Origin of the sequence: Streptomyces sp. NPDC020983 (genome assembly GCF_044333485.1) — a bacterium.
Taxonomy (GTDB): Bacteria; Actinomycetota; Actinomycetes; order Streptomycetales; family Streptomycetaceae; genus Actinacidiphila.
The window spans coordinates 290998-310936 of the sequence record NZ_JBIRRA010000005.1 but is presented as its reverse complement, the minus strand read 5'-3'; the positions used below and the strand labels follow the sequence as shown (position 1 = coordinate 310936).

General features: G+C 73.7%; 16 protein-coding genes. 7 read left to right on the top strand and 9 right to left on the bottom strand.

Features of this window, described 5'->3' with window-relative positions; genetic code table 11:
• Window positions 1-28: 28 nt before the first annotated feature.
• The 5 genes from ACH4SE_RS13030 to ACH4SE_RS13010 all read right to left on the bottom strand — a co-directional run bounded on the left by ACH4SE_RS13030 (window position 29) and on the right by ACH4SE_RS13010 (window position 4919).
• On the bottom strand, window positions 29-1597 hold the full coding sequence (locus ACH4SE_RS13030) for an amino acid adenylation domain-containing protein (RefSeq protein WP_398543419.1): 1569 nt from the start codon (window positions 1595-1597) through the stop codon (window positions 29-31).
• Window positions 1590-2324: a thioesterase II family protein gene (locus ACH4SE_RS13025; RefSeq protein ID WP_398543418.1), complete on the bottom strand. Its 735-nt coding sequence runs from the start codon at window positions 2322-2324 to the stop codon at window positions 1590-1592. Before ACH4SE_RS13025 ends, ACH4SE_RS13030 begins: the two co-directional genes overlap by 8 nt.
• 35 nt (window positions 2325-2359) lie before the next feature.
• On the bottom strand, window positions 2360-2635 hold the full coding sequence (locus ACH4SE_RS13020; RefSeq protein ID WP_398543417.1) for a phosphopantetheine-binding protein: 276 nt from the start codon (window positions 2633-2635) through the stop codon (window positions 2360-2362).
• 11 nt (window positions 2636-2646) lie between these two features.
• Window positions 2647-3591 carry a chlorinating enzyme gene (locus tag ACH4SE_RS13015; protein ID WP_398543416.1) on the bottom strand — a complete coding sequence of 315 codons (945 nt, stop codon included), beginning with the start codon at window positions 3589-3591 and terminating at the stop codon, window positions 2647-2649.
• Between the two features lie 311 nt (window positions 3592-3902).
• On the bottom strand, window positions 3903-4919 hold the full coding sequence (locus ACH4SE_RS13010; protein ID WP_398543415.1) for a LacI family DNA-binding transcriptional regulator: 1017 nt from the start codon (window positions 4917-4919) through the stop codon (window positions 3903-3905).
• A 521-nt stretch (window positions 4920-5440) separates the two neighbouring features.
• Between ACH4SE_RS13010 and ACH4SE_RS13005 the strand changes: the two genes are divergently transcribed.
• A complete protein-coding gene (locus ACH4SE_RS13005) occupies window positions 5441-6787 on the top strand; it encodes a ricin-type beta-trefoil lectin domain protein (RefSeq protein ID WP_398543414.1) in 1347 nt (448 codons plus the stop codon).
• Window positions 6788-6859: 72 nt separating this feature from the next.
• On the opposite strand, the gene ACH4SE_RS13000 is transcribed toward ACH4SE_RS13005, so the two are convergent.
• Window positions 6860-7510, bottom strand: coding sequence for a TetR/AcrR family transcriptional regulator (locus ACH4SE_RS13000; protein ID WP_398543413.1), 651 nt, complete (start codon window positions 7508-7510; stop codon window positions 6860-6862).
• A gap of 235 nt (window positions 7511-7745) precedes the next feature.
• The gene (locus ACH4SE_RS12995) at window positions 7746-8642 is read right to left on the bottom strand and encodes an alpha/beta fold hydrolase (protein WP_398543412.1); all 897 of its coding nucleotides are present in this window, start codon (window positions 8640-8642) and stop codon (window positions 7746-7748) included.
• Window positions 8643-8753: 111 nt separating this feature from the next.
• Here ACH4SE_RS12995 and ACH4SE_RS12990 point away from each other — a divergent pair, with 111 nt between their 5' ends.
• From ACH4SE_RS12990 to ACH4SE_RS12965, 6 genes are all read left to right on the top strand, one after another.
• Window positions 8754-10919, top strand: coding sequence for a BTAD domain-containing putative transcriptional regulator (locus ACH4SE_RS12990; RefSeq protein ID WP_398543411.1), 2166 nt, complete (start codon window positions 8754-8756; stop codon window positions 10917-10919).
• A 223-nt stretch (window positions 10920-11142) separates the two neighbouring features.
• Complete coding sequence (locus tag ACH4SE_RS12985) at window positions 11143-11637, top strand: MarR family winged helix-turn-helix transcriptional regulator (protein ID WP_398543410.1); 495 nt, start codon at window positions 11143-11145, stop codon at window positions 11635-11637.
• A gap of 175 nt (window positions 11638-11812) precedes the next feature.
• Window positions 11813-12016 (top strand): cold-shock protein, encoded by a 204-nt coding sequence (locus ACH4SE_RS12980; protein ID WP_398543409.1) that lies wholly within the window; start codon window positions 11813-11815, stop codon window positions 12014-12016.
• Window positions 12017-12103: 87 nt separating this feature from the next.
• The gene (locus tag ACH4SE_RS12975; protein ID WP_398543408.1) at window positions 12104-13738 is read left to right on the top strand and encodes a DEAD/DEAH box helicase; all 1635 of its coding nucleotides are present in this window, start codon (window positions 12104-12106) and stop codon (window positions 13736-13738) included.
• 554 nt (window positions 13739-14292) lie between these two features.
• Window positions 14293-15288: a LacI family DNA-binding transcriptional regulator gene (locus ACH4SE_RS12970; RefSeq protein WP_398543668.1), complete on the top strand. Its 996-nt coding sequence runs from the start codon at window positions 14293-14295 to the stop codon at window positions 15286-15288.
• A gap of 107 nt (window positions 15289-15395) precedes the next feature.
• Entirely contained in the window at window positions 15396-17165 is a 1770-nt protein-coding gene (locus ACH4SE_RS12965; protein WP_398543407.1) for a beta-galactosidase, read from the top strand.
• A gap of 247 nt (window positions 17166-17412) precedes the next feature.
• Here ACH4SE_RS12965 and ACH4SE_RS12960 read toward each other — a convergent pair whose 3' ends face one another.
• Window positions 17413-18912, bottom strand: coding sequence for an RICIN domain-containing protein (locus ACH4SE_RS12960; RefSeq protein ID WP_398543406.1), 1500 nt, complete (start codon window positions 18910-18912; stop codon window positions 17413-17415).
• A gap of 240 nt (window positions 18913-19152) precedes the next feature.
• Window positions 19153-19914: a carbohydrate ABC transporter permease gene (locus ACH4SE_RS12955; RefSeq protein ID WP_398543667.1), complete on the bottom strand. Its 762-nt coding sequence runs from the start codon at window positions 19912-19914 to the stop codon at window positions 19153-19155.
• Window positions 19915-19939 lie beyond the last annotated feature (25 nt).

The following is a 19939-nucleotide window of genomic DNA, read 5'->3' as shown; positions in this document are numbered from 1 at the left end:
TTCGTTCGTTTCTCACAGGTGTTGTCGTTCAGGCTTCCGCGTGCCGCTGAGCCAGCAGCGCCCGCTTGTCCACCTTGCCGGAGCCCGTCAGGGGGAAGCTCTCCCGCACGTGGATCTCGCCGGGCAGCATGTAGCCGGGGACCTTGGTCGCCAGGTGGTCGGTGCACGCCTTCGGCGTGAAGTCCTCGCCCGCCGGTACGACGAACGCCACCACGACCTTCTCCCCGTCGTCCTTCTCGGCGACGGTGACGAAGGCCTGCTTGACACCGGGCGCCTGGTTGAGGTGGTGCGCGATCTCGCCCAGCTCGATCCGGAAGCCGTTGACCTTCACCTGGTCGTCCAGCCGCCCCTGGAAGACGACGTTGCCGTCCTCCCGTACGAAGGCGCGGTCGCCGGTGTGGTAGAGCCGCACCTTCTCGCCGTCGATGTCGTACTCGACGTACTTCTTCTCCGTCAGCTCCGGCATGCCCAGGTACCCCGGCGACAGGCCGGGGCCGGCCAGGCAGACCTCGCCCGGCTCACCGGGCGCGCACAGCACGCCGTCCTGGACGACGTACAGCGAGGTGTTCTGGATCGGCAGGCCGATGGGCAGCGCGGACTCGCCCAGGACGGAGTCCACGACGGGGTAGTAGGTGGCGAAGACGGAGCACTCGGTGGGCCCGTAGACGCTGACGACCCGCCCGTCGCCGTAGTACGTGCGGCCCTTCTCGATGTGCCGCAGGGAGTGCGCCTCACCGCCGGTGAGGATGGTCTGCACCCCGTCGAAGACGGCGGGCGCCTCGTCCACGATCACGTTGAAGAGGGCGGTCGTGACGAAGACGGCGGTGACCCCGTTGTCCTGCACGATGCGCTTCAGCTCCGACAGCCGGACGTAGTCCGACGGGTAGAGCACGCATGTGCCGCCGTGCAGCAGCGTGCCCCAGATCTCGAACTCGGCGGCGTCGAAGGCCACCGCGGCCAGCTGCGGGACGACGGCGTTCTCGTCGAGCCGGACGAAGCGGGAGTTGAACACCAGCCGGACGATGCCCTCGTGGCGGATCGGCACGCCCTTGGGGGATCCGGTCGAACCCGAGGTGAAGACGATGTAGACGACCGAGTCCTGCGCGACCCGCAGTTCGGGGTCCGGTGCGGAGGTGTCCAGCCCCGCCGGGTCGGCGGAGATCACCTGGGCCTGCGGGAAGCGGGTCCCCATCTGGTCGGGCGCGTCGGTCAGCAGCGTCGTGCAGTCCGCCTGCCCGAAGATGCCGCCGAGCCGGTCGTCCGGCCACTTGCGGTCGAAGGGGAGGTAGGCGGCGCCGCACTTGATGACCGCCAGCATGGCGGCGAGCATCTCCGGCGAGCGCTTGACGCACATGCCCACGACCTGGCCGGGTTTCACCCCGGCCGCGCGCAGCCGCGCGGCCAGGCCGTTGGCGAGGCCGTTGAGTTCGCGGTAGGTGACCTTGCGGTCCTGGTGGACGACCGCGACGGCGTCCGGCCGGCGTCCGGCCGCGGCCTCGAACAGCTCCTTGAGGCTCTCCGCCGGGTAGTCGGCGTCCGTCCTGTTGATCTTCTCATGAACGGCGAGAGCCTCATCCGAAAGGGCGATCTTATCCATTCGAATTCCCCAGACGTGTGTTGACGACTCTGGTGACGTACTCTGGGTGGCTGTCCACGAAGAAATGTCCGCCAGGAATCTCGACCAGCTCGCAGTGGCGCCTGGAGAATCTCTTCCAGCCGTGCATCGTCTGCCGGCTGTCAATAGGGTCTTCCAGGCCGTAGAGCGCGGTGATGGGAACGTCCACGCCGTCCGCGTGGCGGTGGTCCCATATCTCGGCGAGCCGGATCTCGCTGCGCACCGTGGGCAGGAGCAGGCGCAGCAGCCGCTCCTTCTCGAACAGCTCCGCCGGCGTGCCGCCCATTCCTGCGACAGCGCCGCGGAAGTCACTTTCCGTCATTTCGTGCATGTAGGGCCGCGCCTGCGGCGAGTCCGGGCTCCGGCAGCCGGAGACGAACAGCCTGCGCGTCATTCCCGGATGGGCGGCCGCGGCCCGGTGGGACAGCTCGTAGGCGAGCCGCCCCCCGAAGCTGTGGCCGTAGAAGGCGTGGTGGCGCTCCAGCCGCGGCGACAGCGCCTCGAAGACGTCGTCGACCAGCGGCTGCCACTGCTCGTAGCGGGGCTCCTTGAGGCGCCGGCCCCGGCCGGGCAGGATCACGCACACCAGCTCGACGTCGTCCGCGATCCCGTCGCACCAGCCGCGGAAGGTCTCGGGACTCCCGCCGGCATAGGGAAAGCAGAACAGCGTGCTGGCGGGTTCCGCCGCCGCGGCCTTGAGGGTCGTCACCCACTTGTCGTCGGTCGCCGCCACGCCCGGGCCTGCTAGTCCGCTACCGCGTCGGTCTGCTTGGCGTTGCGCTGGATGCTGGCCACGATCTCCGTGATCCGGCTCTCGGTGAACAGCTCGTCGGGCGGCAGCGAGTCCTCGCCGAACTCGCGCTCCGCGCGCTCCATCAGCTTCACCGCGCTCAGCGAGGTGCCGCCGGCCTCGAAGAAGTCGTCCTCACCGGCCGACACCCGAAGACCCAGCTGCTTGCACTCGTCGATGACCCATGCCAGCAGGGCGTCCGGTGCCATGCGGTCGTCCGTCTCGCTCATTTTCATCTCTCCTAGTGCACCGGGAATCGGAATCCGTTGAGGTTGGTCTCGACGAAGCGGTTGTGCCCGTACTTGTCCTCGCCGGAGGTCAGGACGCAGCCGAACTTGTCCAGGCTCGCGCGGGCGCCGAACTCCAGCAGCTCGTCGGAGTACGGGTAGACGCGGACCTGCGTCGGCAGGTAGCGGGAGGCGAAGCCGAGGCGCATCTTGGTGTCGCTGCTGTTCGGGTGCGACGCGTGCATGAGCGTGGACCAGAACAGGATGAACTGGCCCTGGCGCATGACCTGGGAGACGGCCTTCGACTCGTCCGGGCGCCAGTCGGGGTCCTTCTGCAGCTGCCGGTAGTCGTAGCCGAACAGGCCGCGCTTGACGCCGTCCTTGTCCATCTGGTTGATGATCTCGGGGTTGTACTCCATGACCTTCGACTCGTCGTAGTTCATGGAGGTGTGCGTGCCCGGGATGAACTGCAGGCAGCCGTTCTCGACCGACGCCTCGGTGAAGGCGGTCCAGGCGGTGATCGTGCCGCCGAACTCCGCGTCCTCCGGCCACACGATGTGCGGGTGCTTGGCGCCGTCGACGCTGGAGAAGTTGTCGGCCTGGTGCCAGTCGGTGCCCTCGTCGCCCGGGTACTTCGGGAAGAGTTCGGTGCGCCAGCACAGCGTGTCGGGGCCGAGCAGGCTCGACACCCGGTCGACGATCTCCGGCCGGGTGATGTGCTCGGCCAGGAAGTCGACGTCCAGGTGCCGGTCGTAGCTGGCCGCCAGGTTGGTGTTGCCGGACACGGTCTGGCCGTCCGCGTACGCGGAGTTACCGGTCTTCAGCAGCTTCGGCCGGGTCTGCCGCAGATATCCTTCCATTTCCTCTTCGGAATAGAGGTCGAAAGGACCGATGTAACCGTCACGGGCGAACTTCTCGAGCTCTTCGGCACTCAGCGCGAACGTTTTCGTACGAGCCATGATTTCTCCCCGATCCTCTATCGCGCTCCAAGACGGAACTCGGAGCGGCACAAGGCTGGATGATTCGGCCGCCGGCAACTCGCGGTGCAGCGCCGGAAAACTGGACGAAGAACTGAATGCGACATTAGCTGCGGAATACGTCGAGCGACAACCCCTATCCGGAGCGCCCGTACCCCTATCCGGCCAGGTGAACCGGGCAGGGGTACGGGGCGCTTCGGAACAAGCCCGTGCAGGTGGCCGCCGCCGGAAGACTTATGCGGAACGGCCTTCCCAGGGGGGCGGTGGCCGTCACGAACCCGGCACCGCGTCCCTCATGCGGGGCGCGGGACCGGGCCGGTGGACTCGCGGACGACGAGCGGGGTGGCGAGTTCGACGTGCAGGGTGTCGACGGCGTGGCCGGCGACCAGGCGCATCAGGAGGGAGACGGCCATCCGGCCCATCTCCTCCAGGGGCTGGCGGGCGGTGGTGAGCGTCGGTGTGGTGCTGTCGCTCAGCTCGCTGTCGTCGAAGCCGGTCACCGAGAGGTCCTCGGGGACACGCAGGCCGAGGTTCCTGGCGGCGCGGAGGGCGCCCGCGGCGGTCTTGTCGTTGAAGGCGACGATCGCGGTGGGCGGCTGCGGGTGCTCCAGCAGGGAGAGTGCGGCGCGGCGGCCCTCGTCGGCGGTGGGTTCGGTGACGTGCCGGACGAGCTCGTGGTCGGGCAGGACGCCGGTCTCCGCGAGCGCGGAGGCGTACCCGGCCAGCCGGTTGCTGCTGGCGAGCCAGTCGACGGGGCCGCCGACGAAGCCGATCCGGCGGTGGCCGAGCGCGGTGAGGTGGCCGGTCAGGCGCCGGGCGCCGGCGGCGTGCGCGGCGGAGACCGAGGCGACGTCCTCGGGGAGTTCGGCGCGCGGGTCGATCACCACCAGCGGGTAGTGCTGGGCGTGCAGCGCCCGGAGGTCCTCGGTGGAGCCGGGCGGCAGGACGAGGACGGCGCCCGCGAGGCCGGGGTGGCGGGGCAGTTCGAGCAGCGAGCCGCGGCTGCCGCCGGCCTGGACGACGGCTCCGCGGCCGTGCAGGTCGAGCGTCTCGATGACGGAGGTGACGATCGTGCCGAAGTAGTCGGTCAGCTTGTACGGGCAGGACACGAGGACCGGGAGCGCGGCCGCCTCAAGGCCGCCGGGCATTGCCGCCCCGCCCAGCCGCCGGGCCGCCTGCCGGACCATCTCCTGCGTGGCGGGCGCGACCGTGTCCCGGTTGTTGACCACCCGGGAGACGGTGGCGATCGAGACCCCGGCCTCGGCGGCGATGGCCCGGATGGTGACCCGCGACCCCGGCCGCCTACCCAACCCGGACAGAGCTCCGCTTCATGACGCGGCAGTCTATAGGGCCGCTGACGCACCGCGGGAGTCTCCCGGCCCGCCCGGCCGCGGCCCCCCGGCGCTGGCCACCAGCCGTGCCCGCGGCGGCCGACAGCCCGCTGCGGCGTTCCCGCGGGGCGTCAGCCGCTGCCGCGTTTGCCGTGCCCGATGACGTGCCGCGGGTCCGCTGTGCCCGCCGCCCGCCCCGCGCCGCGCGGGTCGGCACCGGGGCGGGCGGGTGGGCGCCGGCCGCGGCCCGGGGGTCCGCCCGCGGCGGACGGGACGTCACCTCCTGCACACACGAGAGCCTCCGGCGCCCCCTGCCGGCGTTCATCACCCCTCGCCCTGAACACGCAGGTCAGCGCATCAGCCGTGGGAGTGGAGGCAGTGAGGGCATCAACTGCCAGTAAAGCTTCCTGACAGATGTCTTGACGTGGCGTCATCAAGACGCGCACACTCCCGTCTGCTCGGCCGAGAACACCCCCACCCCCGGCCCCTACGGAGCACTCATGCGCGTCAAACACTGCATCGCCACCGCAGCAGCCCTGGGCCTCGCCGCCACCGGCGCCGTCATCGGCGGTGCGGGCAGCGCCCAGGCGGCGGGCCCCGCGCTGCCGGCCCACTTCGCCGCCCCCTACCTCCAGATCGACGGCAGCACCGCCAACGACATGGCGGCGGACATGAACGCCACCGGGCTGAAGAACTACACGCTCGCCTTCCTGATCCCGCGTTCCGGCTGCACCCCCTACTGGGAGGCGAGCGGCGAGGGCATCGGCGCGTACGCCTCGCAGATCAGCGCGCTCCAGGCGGCGGGCGGCAACGTGATCATCTCCTCCGGCGGCGCGGAGGGCGGCGAGCTCGCCCAGACCTGCACCTCGGTGTCGTCACTGACGGCGGCCTACGCCGCCATCGTCAACACCTACGGCGTGAACCGGCTCGACTTCGACATCGAGGGCGGCACGCTCGGCGACACCGCCGCCAACCAGCGCCGCAACCAGGCGCTCGCCGCCCTCCAGGCGCAGAACCCGGCGGTGCAGGTCGCCTACACCCTCGCGGTCGACCCGGGCGGCCTGCCCTCGCAGGAGTACAACGTGCTCAGCGACGCCAGGAGCAAGGGCGTCAACGTCAGCGCCGTCAACATCATGACGATGGACTTCGGCAACGGGCAGAACGCCCTCAACGACGCGCTGTCCGCCGCGCGCGGCACCGCGAGCCAGCTCGCGGGCCTGTACGGCATCTCGACCTCGGCCGCGTACAGCCGCATCGGCCTGACGCCGATCGCCGGGCAGAACGACGACGACGAGTACTTCTCGCAGTCCGACGCCCAGACGCTGGAGAGCTTCGCGGCCGCCAACGGCGTGCAGGAACTGTCCTTCTGGGAGGTCGACGCCTACGACAGGCCGGCCGGCTACGCGTACTCACGGATCTTCCGGCAGATCACCGGCGGCACCACCACCCCGCCGCCGAGCGGCGGCACCGGCCAGATCACCGGATACGGCGGCAAGTGCGTGGACGTCGCGGGCGCCAGTGCGGCCAACGGCACGGCCGTCCAGCTCTACGACTGCAACGGCACCGCCGCCCAGCAGTGGACGGTGGGTGCGAACGGAACGCTCAAGGCACTCGGCAAGTGCATGGACGTGACCTCCGCCGGCACCGCCGACGGCACCCCCGTGCAGCTCTACGACTGCAACGGGACCGCGGCGCAGTCCTGGCAGAAGCAGTCCAACGGGGAGCTGGTCAACACCGGTTCGGGCAAGTGCCTCGACGCCACCGGGCCCAGCTCCGCCAACGGCACCCGGCTGCAGATCTGGACCTGCTTCAACAGCTCCAACCAGCACTGGACGCTGCCCTCCTGACGCGCACGTGCCCTCCGCCCCTCCCCCGTCCCTGTTCCCCGCGCCCCCCGCGGGGAACAGGGACGCCCGGCGTCACGGGAGATTCTGGGGCGCGTCGGTGAAGGCGCCCGCGACCGCGGCGACCGCGGCGGCCGCGGCGGCACGGTCGGCCAGCCCCGGCTCGGGGGGCATGCGCAGGAGCACGAAGTGGTGGTAGAGCGGCGCGGTGGCGGCGACCAGCACGTGCCGGGCGTGGGTGGCCGCGGGGATCTCGCCGCGCTCGGCGGCGCGACGCACGAGGACCTCGAAGCGGGTGTAGCGGTCGTCCCAGAAGCGCTGCAGTGCGCGGGAGGCCTTCCCCGAGCGGAAGGACGCGGCGATCAGGGCCGCAGTGACCGGCGGCTCGCCGGTGAGGGCCGCCTCGATCTGCCGGTTGAGGGCGGTGAGGTCGCCCCGCAGCGAACCGGTGCTCTCCGGCTCCCAGTCGGTGCCGGTCGCGGCATCGACGACATCGGCGAGCAGTCCGCCGACATCCCGCCAGCGGCGGTAGACCGTCGTCCGGTGGACACCGGCACGGGCCGCGACGGCGTCCACGGTGAGGGCGTCGTAGCCGGACTCCACCAGTTCCAGGAGCACCGCCTCGATCACCTGTAAACGGATACGCTCGGTACGGCCGCCGGGGCGGCGCCGGGCGCCCGCACGATCCACGGTTTCTGATGCACTTGCTGAACGCAAATGTGTCATGACGCTATGTTAATACAACTCATATCGCCATAAAGTGGCATCACTTGGCGTGAACACGCATCCGCGTCCCGCCCGCCCCTCCGGCCGCGTGGCGCCGCGGGCCGGTGACGACCCTACGTGTGCCGGTCACCCGCGGCCAGGAGAGGGCGGGGCGCGGGGCGCGGCAACGCCGGGACGTCGGTGCCGCGGGCGGAGCCGTTCGACGGTGTCACCGCGCGGGCCCGCGCCGCGCGGTTCAGCGGGCCAGCAGGTCCCGGAAGGCCGCCGTGACCTCGTCGGGTGCCTCCTCGGCCATGAAGTGCCCGGCCCGCGTCAGCCGGTGGTCGAGGTCGGGCGCCCAGGCCCGCCACACGGCCGCGGCGTCGTAGCCGAGCTGCGCGCCCCAGTCCTGCTGGATCACCGTCACCGGCATGGCCAGCTGCGATCCGGCGTCCAGGTCGGCCTGGTCGTGCTCGACGTCGACACCCGCCGAAGCGCGGTAGTCCGCGACGATCGACGGCACGGCCGCCGCGCTCGCCCGCAGGTAGGCCGCGCGCACCTCGGGCGGCATCGCCGCCGGGTCGGCGGCCCAGGCGTCGAGGAAGGAGCCGAAGAAGGCGTCCGCGCTCGCGGCGATCATCGTCTCCGGCAGCCCCGGCGGCTGCGCCATGAGGAAGAGGTGGTAGCCGACCGCCGCGGCCGCGCCGTGCAGGACGTTCCACATGTCCAGGGTCGGCACGACGTCGAGGATGCCCAGGTGGGTGATGGTCTCCGGATGGTCGAGACCGGCCCGGAAGGCGACCAGCGCGCCCCGGTCGTGGCCGGCGAGCGCGAAGCGGTCGTGCCCGAGCGCCGCCGCCAGGGCCACGACGTCGGCGGCCATCGCGCGTTTGGCGTACGTTCCGGGGCCGGCCGCCGCCGGCTTGCCGCTGGCGCCGTAGCCCCGCAGGTCGGGGCAGATCACCGTGTGCTCGGCGGCCAGCCGCACGGCGACGTGCCGCCACATCAGGTGCGTCTGCGGGAAGCCGTGCAGCAGCACGACCGGGCTGCCGCTGCCGCCGACGGCGGCGGCGATCTCCACGCCGTCCGCGCCGGGCAGGCGGACGTGGTCGAAACCGGGGATGGCGGGACTGGCGGGGACGCCGGGTGTCATGGGAACCGTCCTTCACGGAGAGGGGCTGACCCGGCCGAGCGTGGGCGACGCCGATCAGCAGCCGATCAGTACGGCGCCGCGGCGCGCGCCGCGGGCACGCAGGATGGGGGTATGCGCATCGACGTCCTCGGCACCGTGCGGGCATTCCACGACGACGGCGGCCCCGTCGCCCTGGGCGGGCCCCGCCACCGCGAGGTGCTGGCCCGGCTCGTCGCCGCCGAGGGGCGGACGGTCGGCACGGACACCCTCGTCGACGACCTGTGGCCGGACCCGCCGGCCCGCGCGGTGGGCGCCCTGCGCACCTTCGTCGCGGCCCTGCGCCGGGCCCTCGAACCCGACCGGCCGCCCCGCAGCCCCCCGCGCCTGCTCGTCACGGAGGGCCCGGGCTACGCCCTGCGCCTCCCCCGCGCGGACGTGGACGCCCACCGTTTCGAGGACACCCTCGCCACCGCCCGCCGCACCCCCGCGGCTCCCGGCACGGCAGCCGCCCTCACCGCGGCACTCGCCGACTGGCGCGGGCCCGCCTACTCCGACGTGACCGACTCCCCCTGGGCCGAGCGCGAGCGCGCCCGCCTGGAGGAGCTGCGCCTGGAGGCCGTGGAACTGCGCGCCCGCATCCTCCTCGGCACACCCGCCGGGGACGGGGCCCCGGGCGGGGCGGATCCGTACGCGGCGCCGGCCGCCGCCGCGGAGGAGGACACCCCGGACGGCACCGGGCCGTACGGCGAGGACATCGAACCGCACGGCGCCGGACCGGCGGCACGAAGCGCCCCCGCGGGCGGCGGTCCGGGGGGCGGCGGGGCCGCTCCCGCGCCGCCCGGCCCGGACGGACGGAGCGGCGGGCCCGGCGGCGCGGGGCACCCCGGCGCCGGACCCGGCGTGGGCGGGCTCGTCGCCGAGTTGGGGGCGCACGTCGCGGCGCACCCGTGGCGGGAGCCCGCATGGGGGCTGCTCGCCCGGGCGCTGCACCGGGCGGGGCGGCAGGCCGACGCGCTGGCCACCCTCCGGCGGGCCCGCACCATGCTCGCCGACCGGCTCGGCCTCGACCCCGGCCCGGAGCTGCGGCAGGTGGAGGCCGAGATCCTCGGCGGTGACACTCCCGCCGGGTGGCAGGCACCGGGCCTGCGGCTCGGGCCGCGCACCACCGTGGACCTGGCCCGTACCCTCGCGTTCGCGGGCGGTGACGCGCTGGTCCACTCCCGGCGCGACCGTCTCGCCGCGATCCGGGCGGCGGAGCGCACCCGGGACCCGGCGCTGACCGCGCGGGTCATCGGCGCCTACGACGTGCCCGCGCTGTGGAGCCGGGCCGACGACCCGGCGCAGTCCCGCGCGGTGGTCGCGGCCGCCGAGCGCACTCTCGCCGCGCTCGGTCCCACCTCCCCCACCGCCGTGCGGGCCCGCCTGCTGGCCACGGTCGCGGTCGAGAGCCGCAGCGCGGACCTCTCCGCGGCCGGGCGGGAACGCGCCGGACGGGCGGCACGGCAGGCGGAGGCGCTGGCGCGGGAGGCGGGCGACCCCGCCGTGCTGGCCTTCGCCCTCAACGGGGTCTTCCTGCAGTCCTTCACCCGCCCGGGGCTCGCGGGGCGGCGGGACGGGACCGGCGCCGAGATCCTGGGCCTGGCCACGCGGCACGACCTGCCGGGCTTCGCGGTGCTCGGCCGGCTCGTCCGGCTCCAGTCCGCCTCGGCCCTCGGCGACCTGGACGCCGCCGCCGTGCACGCGGAGGCCGCGGAACGGCTCGCCGCCGCGTCCGAGGCGCTGCTGGTGCCCGTCCTCACCGGCTGGTTCCGGGCGCGGGCGGTGGCCGCCCGCAGCGCGGAGCCGGGCGGCCCGCCGGCCGCCGATGCCGCGGCGCGCTACCGCGAGGCCGAGGGCGCGCTGCGGACGGCCGGGATGCCGGGGCTGCACCGCGGCCTCTTCGCGCTCGCGCTGCTGGGACTGCGGCTGCTGCACGACAGGCCGGCGCCCACGGACCCGCGCCTGGACTGGGGCCCCTACCTGCCGTGGGCACGGCCGCTGCTGCTGCTCGCGCAGGACCGCGCGGACCAGGCGCGTGCCGCGCTCGCCGCGCTGCCCGAGCCGCCGTGCGACCACGTGCAGGAGGCGCTGTGGTGCCTGACCGCCCGCGCCGCCGTACTCCTGGGAGAGCGCGCCCCCGCCGCCCGCGCCGCGGCCGCCCTGCGCGGCGCCCGCGCGGAGGACGCCGGAGCCGCGAGCGGCATGCTGACCCTGGGGCCGGTGGCCCGGTACCTGGCGGAGGCGGAGGCCGCCGCCTGACCCCGCTCCCCCGGCCGGGGACCGACGACCGCGGGCACGTACACGGAGACGGCTGCGCGCGTCACCGAGCCCGCGCCACCGCCCCCCGCCGCACGCGCCGCCCCCGCCGCCCTCGCCGTACGCGGCCGCATCGAACGCCGACGGCGCGGCACCAGGGCGGCACGCCGCCCGTGTGCAGGCCGGTGCCCGGAACGCGCGGGAGCCCGGCGGCTAGGATGCGCGCATGGCCGAGAGCGACCCGGGCGACCCCACGGAGCAGAGTCTCTGGCGGCCGCTGCGGCTGCTCCAGGCCGCGATCGACGCCGACATCGCGCGGTTCTACGCCGACCAGCGGATCGACGGGCTCAAGCCCGCCTTCGTCATGGAGCTGCTCCGGCTGCACGCCCGCGGGCCCATGACCATCGCGGAGCTGGCGGAATCCGTGCAGCGCACCCACTCCGCGCTCAGCCAGAAGGTCGCCGCGATGCGGAAGGCCGGGTGGGTCACGACGGTCGTGGGGGACGACGCGCGGACCAGGAAGGTCACGCTCACCGCGAAGGCCCGCCGGGTCGTCGGCCGGCTGGCGGCCGAGTGGCGGGCCACCGAGGCCGCCCTCGCGGAACTGGAGACCGAGATCCCCTACCCGCTGTCCCGGGCCGTCGCCGACATCGAGCGCGCCCTGGAGCGCCGGAGCTTCCACGACCGGCTCACCGCGCAGCTGGCCGCCGACGCCGGGTGAGCGGCACCACGGCCGCCGGTGAGTCGACAGCGGGGGGTGGTGCCGTGCTAGGATGAAATCGTTGCAGTTGTGGTACCCATGAACCTATGTGCGCCTGACGGATATGTTTCCTGCAGGCGCATTAGTTTTTTCCGGCATCTCCGGATGGGGCCTCTGCCTACTGAAGGAGAAAGTCATGGCACAGGGAACCGTGAAGTGGTTCAACTCCGAAAAGGGCTTCGGATTCATCGAGCAGGACGGTGGCGGCCCCGACGTCTTCGCCCACTACTCGAACATCGCTGCCCAGGGCTTCCGTGAGCTCCACGAGGGCCAGCGGGTCAGCTTCGACGTCACGCAGGGCCAGAAGGGCCCGCAGGCGGAGAACATCGTTCCCGCCTGACGCCGGAACGCGGAATAGCTCACCGGGATCCGCACCGTCACGGTGCGGATCCCGGTTTGTGTTGTATCCAGGAAGGCAGACAGCCACATGTCCCGCAGGTCCCAGAAGCCGACCGGCCGCGCCGCCGCGCCCGCGCAGGCCTCCTCGTCGCCCAGGGAATTCCACGTGCCGGAGGGCACGACGCCCGCCCTTCCCGCCGTCGAGGAGTTCGCCGACCTGGACATGCCCGCGGGCCTGCTCGCGACCCTCACCGCGCAGGGACTGACGAGCCCCTTCCCGATCCAGGCCGCCACGCTGCCCAACTCGCTCGCGGGCCGCGACCTGCTGGGCCGGGGGCGCACCGGCTCCGGCAAGACGCTGGCCTTCGGACTCGCCCTGCTGGCCAGGACGGCCGGGCTGCGCGCGCAGCCCAAGGCGCCGCTGGCCCTCGTGCTCGTCCCCACCCGCGAGCTCGCCCAGCAGGTGACGGACGCGCTGGCGCCGTACGCGACGGCGGTCAACCTGCGGACGGCGACCGTGGTCGGCGGACTGTCGATCACCAAGCAGGCCGCGACACTGCGGCGCGGCGTCGAGGTGGTCGTGGCGAGCCCGGGCCGGCTCAACGACCTCGTCGACCGCGGCGACTGCGTGCTCGACGACGTCCGCATCACGGTGCTGGACGAGGCCGACCAGATGACCGACATGGGCTTCCTGCCGCAGATCACCAAGCTGATCCGGCAGGTGAGGCCGGACGGCCAGCGGATGCTCTTCTCCGCCACCCTGGACCACAACATCGACCGTCTGGTGCAGCGGTTCCTGACCGACCCCGTGGTCCACTCCGTGGACCCGTCCGCCGGGGCGGTGAGCACGATGGAGCACCACGTGCTCCACCTCCAGGACGAGACCGACAAGAAGGCCGTCACCGCGCGCATCGCGGCCCGTGACGGCCGGGTCATCCTCTTCCTGGACACCAAGCGGTCCGCCGACCGGCTCACCAAGCGGCTGCTGGCCGTCGGGGTCCGCGCGGCCGCGCTGCACGGCGGCCGCTCGCAGCCCCAGCGCAACCGGACCCTGGAGCAGTTCCGCAGCGGCCAGGTCACCGCGCTGGTGGCGACGAACGTCGCGGCCCGCGGCATACACATCGACGACCTCGACCTCGTGGTGAACGTCGACCCGCCCACCGACCACAAGGACTACCTGCACCGCGGCGGCCGCACCGCCCGCGCGGGCGGTTCGGGCAGCGTGGTCACGCTGGTGCTGCCCGAGCAGAAGCGGGACGTCACCCGGCTGCTGTCACACGCGGGCATCCGCCCCCGGATCGCCCGCGTCACGTCGAGCGACACCGAACTGGCCACGATCACCGGCGCCCGCGAGCCGTCCGGTACGCCGGTCGTGATCGAGGTCCCCCAGCCGCCGGCCGCCCCGGCCAGGACCCGGCCGCAGCGCAAGCCCGGCGCGAGGCCGGGCGGCCAGACCGGCGCGAGGTCGGGCGGCCAGACCGGCGCGAGGTCGGGCGGCCAGACCGCCGGCAGGTCCGGCGCCAAGGCCGCCGCGCAGACGGGCCGCCGTCCCGACCGCAGGGCGGCGGGAGCTGCCGCGGGAGCCACCGCGGGAGCCGCGCCCGCCGCGCGCAAGCCGGCCGGCGCCACCGGGACCGCGGGGCGGGCGGCCGCCCAGGGCGCGGGCGGGGCCACCGGTCGCGGCCCGCGCCGCCGCGGCGGCCGCCGCAACCCCGCCGCCTGACCACCCGCCCCGTTCCGCCGGGCACCGGCGGAACGGGGCGCGACGGGTGCCGGAGCACGGACCGGTGCCCCTGCACCGCCCGCCGTTCGGACCGCACCGCCGCGCGGGCAGGGCGCGGAGGTCCGGGCCGGGCGGCGGCGCGCGCGCTGCCGTCGAGGGCGAGGGCAGGCGGCATGGTGTCGGCGGTGGTGGCCCTGCTGCCGGTGAAGCCCACCCCCACCGAGCCGCCGCCGGAAGGCGCGCGCTGCACGCGGCAGGGGTGACCGTCACCGCCGTGCCAGGACACGTCCGCCGCGTACGGCACGCAACAAGCACGGGCTGACCTGCGCGCGCCTATGATTGCGCAATCACGCAGGGGTCGCCCCCGCCCTCCCGGCGATCGGAGGACGGCCCGTACGGAGGACGACCACCGCCGCGCCGCCCCCGGCGGGGCGCCAGCAAGGGGTACGACGGTGAGCGACAGCACGAAGACCGGTCCGGTCCCGCCGGCCACCCCGCCCGAGCCGTCCTCCCCGTCCGCCGCCGAGGCGGGCCGCCGCCGGCGCGGGGCGTCGATGGCGGACGTCGCCAGGCTCGCCGGGGTGTCGGCCCAGACCGTCTCCCGGGTCTCGAACGGCTTCCCCGGGGTCGTGGAGGCGACCCGGCAGCAGGTGCTGGCGGCGATGAAGGAGCTGGGCTACCGGCCCAACAGTGCGGCCAGGGCCCTCAAGCGCGGCGATTTCCGGACCCTCGGCGTCATCCTCTTCAACATGTCGACGACCGGCAACATGCGCACCCTGGAGGCGGTCGCGACCTCCGCCGCCGAGGAGGGTTACGCCACCACGCTGCTGCCGGTGACCGTGCCCACGCAGGACGAGGTGCGCGGGGCCTTCACCCGGCTCGGGGAGCTGGCCGTCGACGGCATCGTGATCGTCATGGAGGTGCACCTCCTGGACACCGCCACGGTGTCGCTGCCGCCCAGCGCCCAGGTCGTCGTGGTCGACTCCAACGCCGGCGACCGCTACAGCGTGGTCGACACCGACCAGGCCGGCGGCGCGGCGGCCGCCGTCCGGCACCTGCTCGACCTCGGGCACCGCACGGTGTGGCACGTGGCCGGCCCCGCGGAGTCCTTCGCCGCGGAGCGCCGCGTCGCCGGCTGGCGGGACGCCCTCGCCGCGGCGGGGCGGCTCGGGCCCGTGGTGCTGCGCGGCGACTGGTCCGCGGAGTCGGGGTACCGCGCCGGCCGGGAGCTGCTGAAGCACTCCGGCTGCACGGCCGTCTTCGTGGCCAACGACCAGATGGCGCTGGGCGTCCTGCGCGCCCTGCACGAGGCGGGCCGCCGGGTGCCGGAGGACGTCAGCGTCGCCGGCTTCGACGACATCCCGGAGGCCGCGTCCTACACGCCGCCGCTGACGACCGTGCACCAGGACTTCGCGGAGGTCGGGCGCCGCTGCGTGGCGTCCGTGCTGCGGCAGATCCGCAACGGCGAGGCGGAGCGCGGCACCGACCTGGTGCCCACCCGGCTGGTGGTGCGTGCGAGCACCGCTCCGCCGCCCGCGTACAGCGACTGACCACCCGCCGGCCCGCCCCCGCGTCGCCGGTGGCACATGACGGCGGGCCATGTTTGCGCAACCATCAACCCTGTCATCCACCCCACTCCCCCGGAGGACCGCGACCCATGCCCGTACTGCAGAGCGACCAGGACGAATTCCGGCTCGACGGCGAGCCCTTCCGCATCCTCTCCGGGGCCCTGCACTACTTCCGCGTGCACCCGGCCCAGTGGCGCGACAGGCTGCGCAAGGCGCGTCTGCTCGGGCTCAACACCGTGGACACCTACGTGCCGTGGAATCTGCACGAGCCGCGGCCCGGCTCCTTCACCTGGGCGGACGGGCTCGATCTGGACGGCTTCCTGCGGCTGGCCCGCGAGGAGGGCCTGTACGTGCTGCTGCGCCCGGGCCCGTACATCTGCGGCGAGTGGGAGGGCGGCGGGCTCCCCGGCTGGCTGCTGGCCGAGCCGGACATCCGGCTGCGCAGCACCGACCCGCGCTACCTGGGCGCCGTCGAGCGGTTCTTCGCCGAGCTGCTGCCGCGGGCGGTGCCGCATCTGGCCCCGCGGGGCGGGCCGGTCCTCGCCGTGCAGGTGGAGAACGAGTTCGGCGCCTACGGCGACGACCAGCCGTATCTGCGCGGCCTGGTGCAGCTGCTGCGCCGGCACGGGGTGGACGTCCCGCTCTTCACCTGCGACCAGCCCGCGGACCTCGCGCGCGGCTCGGTGCCGGGCGTGCTGGCGACCGCGAACTTCGGCAGCCGGGTCGCGGAGAACCTCGCCGCGCTGCGCGCGCACCGGCCCCGGGGCCCGCTGATGTGCGCGGAGTTCTGGAACGGCTGGTTCGACCGCTGGGGGGGCGTGCACGCCGCGCGCCCGGCCGCCGCGGCCGCCGCCGACCTCGACCGGCTGCTCGCGGCCGGCGCGAGCGTCAACCTCTACATGTTCCACGGCGGCACCAACTTCGGCTTCACCAGCGGCGCCAACGACAAGGGCACCTACCGGCCGACGGTCACCTCGTACGACTACGACGCGCCGCTGGACGAGGCGGGCGACCCGACGCCGAAATTCGCCGCCTTCCGCGAGGTGATCGCCCGCCACGCGCCCGTCCCCGACGCCCCGCTCCCCCCGCCGTCGAAGAAGCTCACCCGGCTCGGCATCACCCTCACCTCCCGCGCCCCGCTGCTCGCGCAGACAGCCGCGCTCGGCGACGCCGTACCCGGCGAGCGGCCGCTGACCCTGGAGGAGCTGGCAGCCCGGCACGGCGCCGGGAACGGTCTCGGATTCGTGCTCTACCGGACGCGGCTGGCGTCCGCCGGGCCGGTCCTGCTGCACGCACCCGGTGTACGCGACCGCGCCCAGGTTTTCGTGAACATGCAGCCCGCGGGCGTCCTGGAACGCGAGAGCCACGAGGAGGCGCTGACCGTCACCGTCCCGGCCGCGGGCGCGGAGCTGGCGCTGCTGGTCGAGAACCAGGGCCGGGTCAACTACGGTCCCGGGCTGCACGACCGCAAGGGCCTGACCGGCCCCGTGACGGCGAACGGCGCGCCGCTGACCGGCTGGACGTCCACCGCGCTGCCGCTGGACGACCTGTCGGGCCTGGACTTCGCGGACTCGGGGCCGCTTCCGGTCGCCGGGCCGGCCTTCCACCGCGGCGAGTTCGACGTGGCCGAGCCCGCCGACACCTATCTCGACCTGGCCGGCTGGACCAAGGGCTGCGCCTGGGTGAACGGCTTCGCGCTGGGCCGCTACTGGTCCCGCGGCCCGCAGCGCCGGCTGTACGTGCCGGGCCCGGTGCTGCGCCGCGGGCGCAACACGGTGGTCGTCCTGGAGCTGCACGCCACCGCCCGCCCCGCCGTGGACCTGCGCGACACCCCGGACCTCGGGCCGACGCAGGAGTGACCGGGCGCGCCGACCGCCCGGGCCCGCGCGGGCCGGGGCGGGCCGGGGCGGTCGGCGGGCAGCCGTACGGGCCGCCTCGGGAGAGTGTGGTGCCGTCCGGCCCGGCGTACGCGGACGGCGGCCGCGTTCCCGGCCTCCTGGGGGTGCCGCCTGGCCGGCGCGCCGGGGGCGGCAGGTGGCGGCCCCTCGCGTCCGAGCGGGGGGAGGGTCCCCGGCATGCGCCGGGGACCCGGGGCACCGGTCGTGCTCAGCCGAGCGACCAGGTCTGGTTGCCTCCGCCGTTGGCGTTCCACTGCTCGACCAAGGCGCCGTCGGCCGTCGACCCTCCGGCCACATCGGCGACCAGGCCGCTGCCGAGGTTGACCAGGACGTACGAGGTGTTGGACGAGGACGTGTAGCCGCCGGTGGCCTGGAGGACCCAGCGCTGGCCCGCCCCGCCGTCGGCGGTCCGGATGTCCAGGTGGGTTCCGGCCGCGGTGGAGCCGCCGGGCACGTCGAGGGGCTTGCCGCTGCCGGCCCCGGTCACGGTGTAGGTGCTGCCCGCCACCCTGTGCAGGATCCACTGCTGGTTGGTGCCGGAGTTGGCGCTCCACTGCTCGACGGCGGAGCCGTCCGCGGTCGCGGCGTCCTTGACGTCGAGCCGCTTGCCGCTGTTCGCGGCGGTGATCCGGTACGTGGCGTCGGCGGGGTTGCTCGTGCCGGTCCAGGTGCCGGCGGCGGTGTCGAGGCTCCAGGAATTCTGCCAGGAGACCGCCGCGGTCCCGCCGTTCAGGGTCAGCGGGAGCCACACCTCGGGCGACGAGCCGAGGTCGGCGGTGGTCCAGCGGTCGGCGGCGAAGACGTAGGCCGTGCCGCCGGTGCCGGCGACCGGGATCACGTTGGCGGTCTGGGAGTTGTACGTGTGCGTGCCGACCGGCGCGACGGGGCGGAAGGCGGACCAGGTGCCGGTGAGGGAGGTCGCGGTCGTGTAGACGTTGTCGTTGGTGGACCAGCCGGTGAGGCTGGAGGCGAAGAGGTAGTAGCGTCCGTCCGCCTTCACCATCGCGGGGGCCTCGTAGTCGCCGAAGAGGTGAACGGACGAGACGACGGAGAGGTAGTCGGCGGACAGGCGGTCGATCCGCAGCCCGTTGGCGCGGTCCTCGGTGAGCAGGTAGGCGGTGCCGTCGGTGTCCTGGAAGAGGCCGATGTCGCGGCTCTGCTGGCCGAGCGGCTGGAAGCTGCCGCGGTAGCTGTACGGCCCGCAGGGGGTGCTGCTGGTGGCGACGCCGACCTTGGCCTCCCCGTAGGAGCTGTTGTCGATGTGCAGGTACATCACGTAGGTGCCGGTGGAGGCGTTGTAGAGGACCTTGGGACGCTCGACGACGCGGTTCGGGCCGAGGTCGCCGCTGCTCTGCCGGGTCAGGGCGTCGTTCTGCCGCGTCCAGTGCGCGAGGTCGGACGAGCTGTAGCAGGCGACGGACTGGAAGGCCGCGTTGGAGGACGACTCCCCCGCCTTGTTCTCGCCGAAGCCGTACCAGGTGGAACCGGACCTGACGATGCCCAGGCCGTGCAGCTGCAGGGCGCTGCCCGCGGTGTCCTGCCAGGCGGCGCCCGGGGTGAACGTCGCCGTCCCGGCCGCGGCGGCGGGGCTCGCGCCGGTGACCGCGGCGCCCGTCGCCGCGAGCAGGGCCACGACGAGGAGCAGCCACAGCCGGCGCAGGGACCCGCGGGCAGGCGACGCGGATGCGGACCCGGACGCGGAGGGCACCGGGGACAGGGACGGGAACGCAAACAGCTGCAAGAACCGGGGGCGGTGGGACGGTGTGCGCAGAGCCGGTGGGGCGGACATCGCGTCACCTCTCAAGGGGGTCGAAACGGGAGGAAACACCTAGGTTTGCGTAAACATCTCGCCGCGGTGAGTCTCCCCGCCCCTCCCGGGGCCGTCAAGGCTTTCCGCGCCGGGCGGTCCGCCGCCGCGAGGCCTCGCGGCGGCGGACCGCCGGCGCGGTCAGTCCTTGACCGCGCCCGCGGTCACCCCCGCCGCGACGTAGCGCTGCGCCAGGACGAGCAGCACGGCGGCGGGAACGGAGGCCACGACGGCGGTGGCCATGATGGCGTTCCACTCCTGGTTGTTGTTGCCGATGTACTTGTAGATGCCGAGCGTGATGGGCCGCATGCCGCCTCCGCCGTCCAGGGTGTTGGCGAAGACGAAGTCGGACCACGCCCACAGGAAGCTGAACAGCGAGACGGTGACGACCGCGTTGCGGCTGACGGGCAGCACCACGGAGGTGAAGGTGCGCCAGACGTTCGCCCCGTCGATCCGCGCCGCGGAGATCAGCTCCTCCGGGATGCCGGACATGAAGGCCGCGAAGATCATGACGCCGAAGGGCACGGCGATGGTCGAGTCGGCGATCACCAGGCCCCACCAGGTGTCCATGATGCCGAGGTTGAGGAAGATCCCGTAGAAGCCCATCGCCATGACGATGCCCGGGATCATCTGGGCGACCAGCAGGAGCAGCCCGAGCGCCCCCGCCCCGCGCGGGCGCAGCTTGGCCAGCGCGTAGCCGGCCGGGGCGGCGAGCACGAGCGTCAGGGCGACGGTGCCGAGGCCGATCAGCAGGCTGGTGCCGAGGTTGGGCAGCTGGTCCCGGACGACCGACCGGTAGCCGCTGAAGGTGGGGTGCAGCGGCAGCAGGTCGGGCGGGTCCTTGCGCATGTCCTGCTGCGGGGTGAGGGAGACGTTGATCATCCAGTAGACCGGGAAGAGCATGATCGCGGTCAGGACGACGCCGATG

Coding starts and splice junctions, on each gene's coding strand:
- ACH4SE_RS13030 (WP_398543419.1), bottom strand. CDS start 1,597: ATGGATAAGATCGCCCTTTCGGATGAGGCTCTCGCCGTTCATGAGAAG.
- ACH4SE_RS13020 (WP_398543417.1), bottom strand. CDS start 2,635: ATGAGCGAGACGGACGACCGCATGGCACCGGACGCCCTGCTGGCATGG.
- ACH4SE_RS13015 (WP_398543416.1), bottom strand. CDS start 3,591: ATGGCTCGTACGAAAACGTTCGCGCTGAGTGCCGAAGAGCTCGAGAAG.
- ACH4SE_RS13005 (WP_398543414.1), top strand. CDS start 5,441: ATGCGCGTCAAACACTGCATCGCCACCGCAGCAGCCCTGGGCCTCGCC.
- ACH4SE_RS13000 (WP_398543413.1), bottom strand. CDS start 7,510: ATGACACATTTGCGTTCAGCAAGTGCATCAGAAACCGTGGATCGTGCG.
- ACH4SE_RS12995 (WP_398543412.1), bottom strand. CDS start 8,642: ATGACACCCGGCGTCCCCGCCAGTCCCGCCATCCCCGGTTTCGACCAC.
- ACH4SE_RS12990 (WP_398543411.1), top strand. CDS start 8,754: ATGCGCATCGACGTCCTCGGCACCGTGCGGGCATTCCACGACGACGGC.
- ACH4SE_RS12985 (WP_398543410.1), top strand. CDS start 11,143: ATGGCCGAGAGCGACCCGGGCGACCCCACGGAGCAGAGTCTCTGGCGG.
- ACH4SE_RS12980 (WP_398543409.1), top strand. CDS start 11,813: ATGGCACAGGGAACCGTGAAGTGGTTCAACTCCGAAAAGGGCTTCGGA.
- ACH4SE_RS12975 (WP_398543408.1), top strand. CDS start 12,104: ATGTCCCGCAGGTCCCAGAAGCCGACCGGCCGCGCCGCCGCGCCCGCG.
- ACH4SE_RS12970 (WP_398543668.1), top strand. CDS start 14,293: ATGGCGGACGTCGCCAGGCTCGCCGGGGTGTCGGCCCAGACCGTCTCC.
- ACH4SE_RS12965 (WP_398543407.1), top strand. CDS start 15,396: ATGCCCGTACTGCAGAGCGACCAGGACGAATTCCGGCTCGACGGCGAG.
- ACH4SE_RS12955 (WP_398543667.1), bottom strand. CDS start 19,914: ATGCTCTTCCCGGTCTACTGGATGATCAACGTCTCCCTCACCCCGCAG.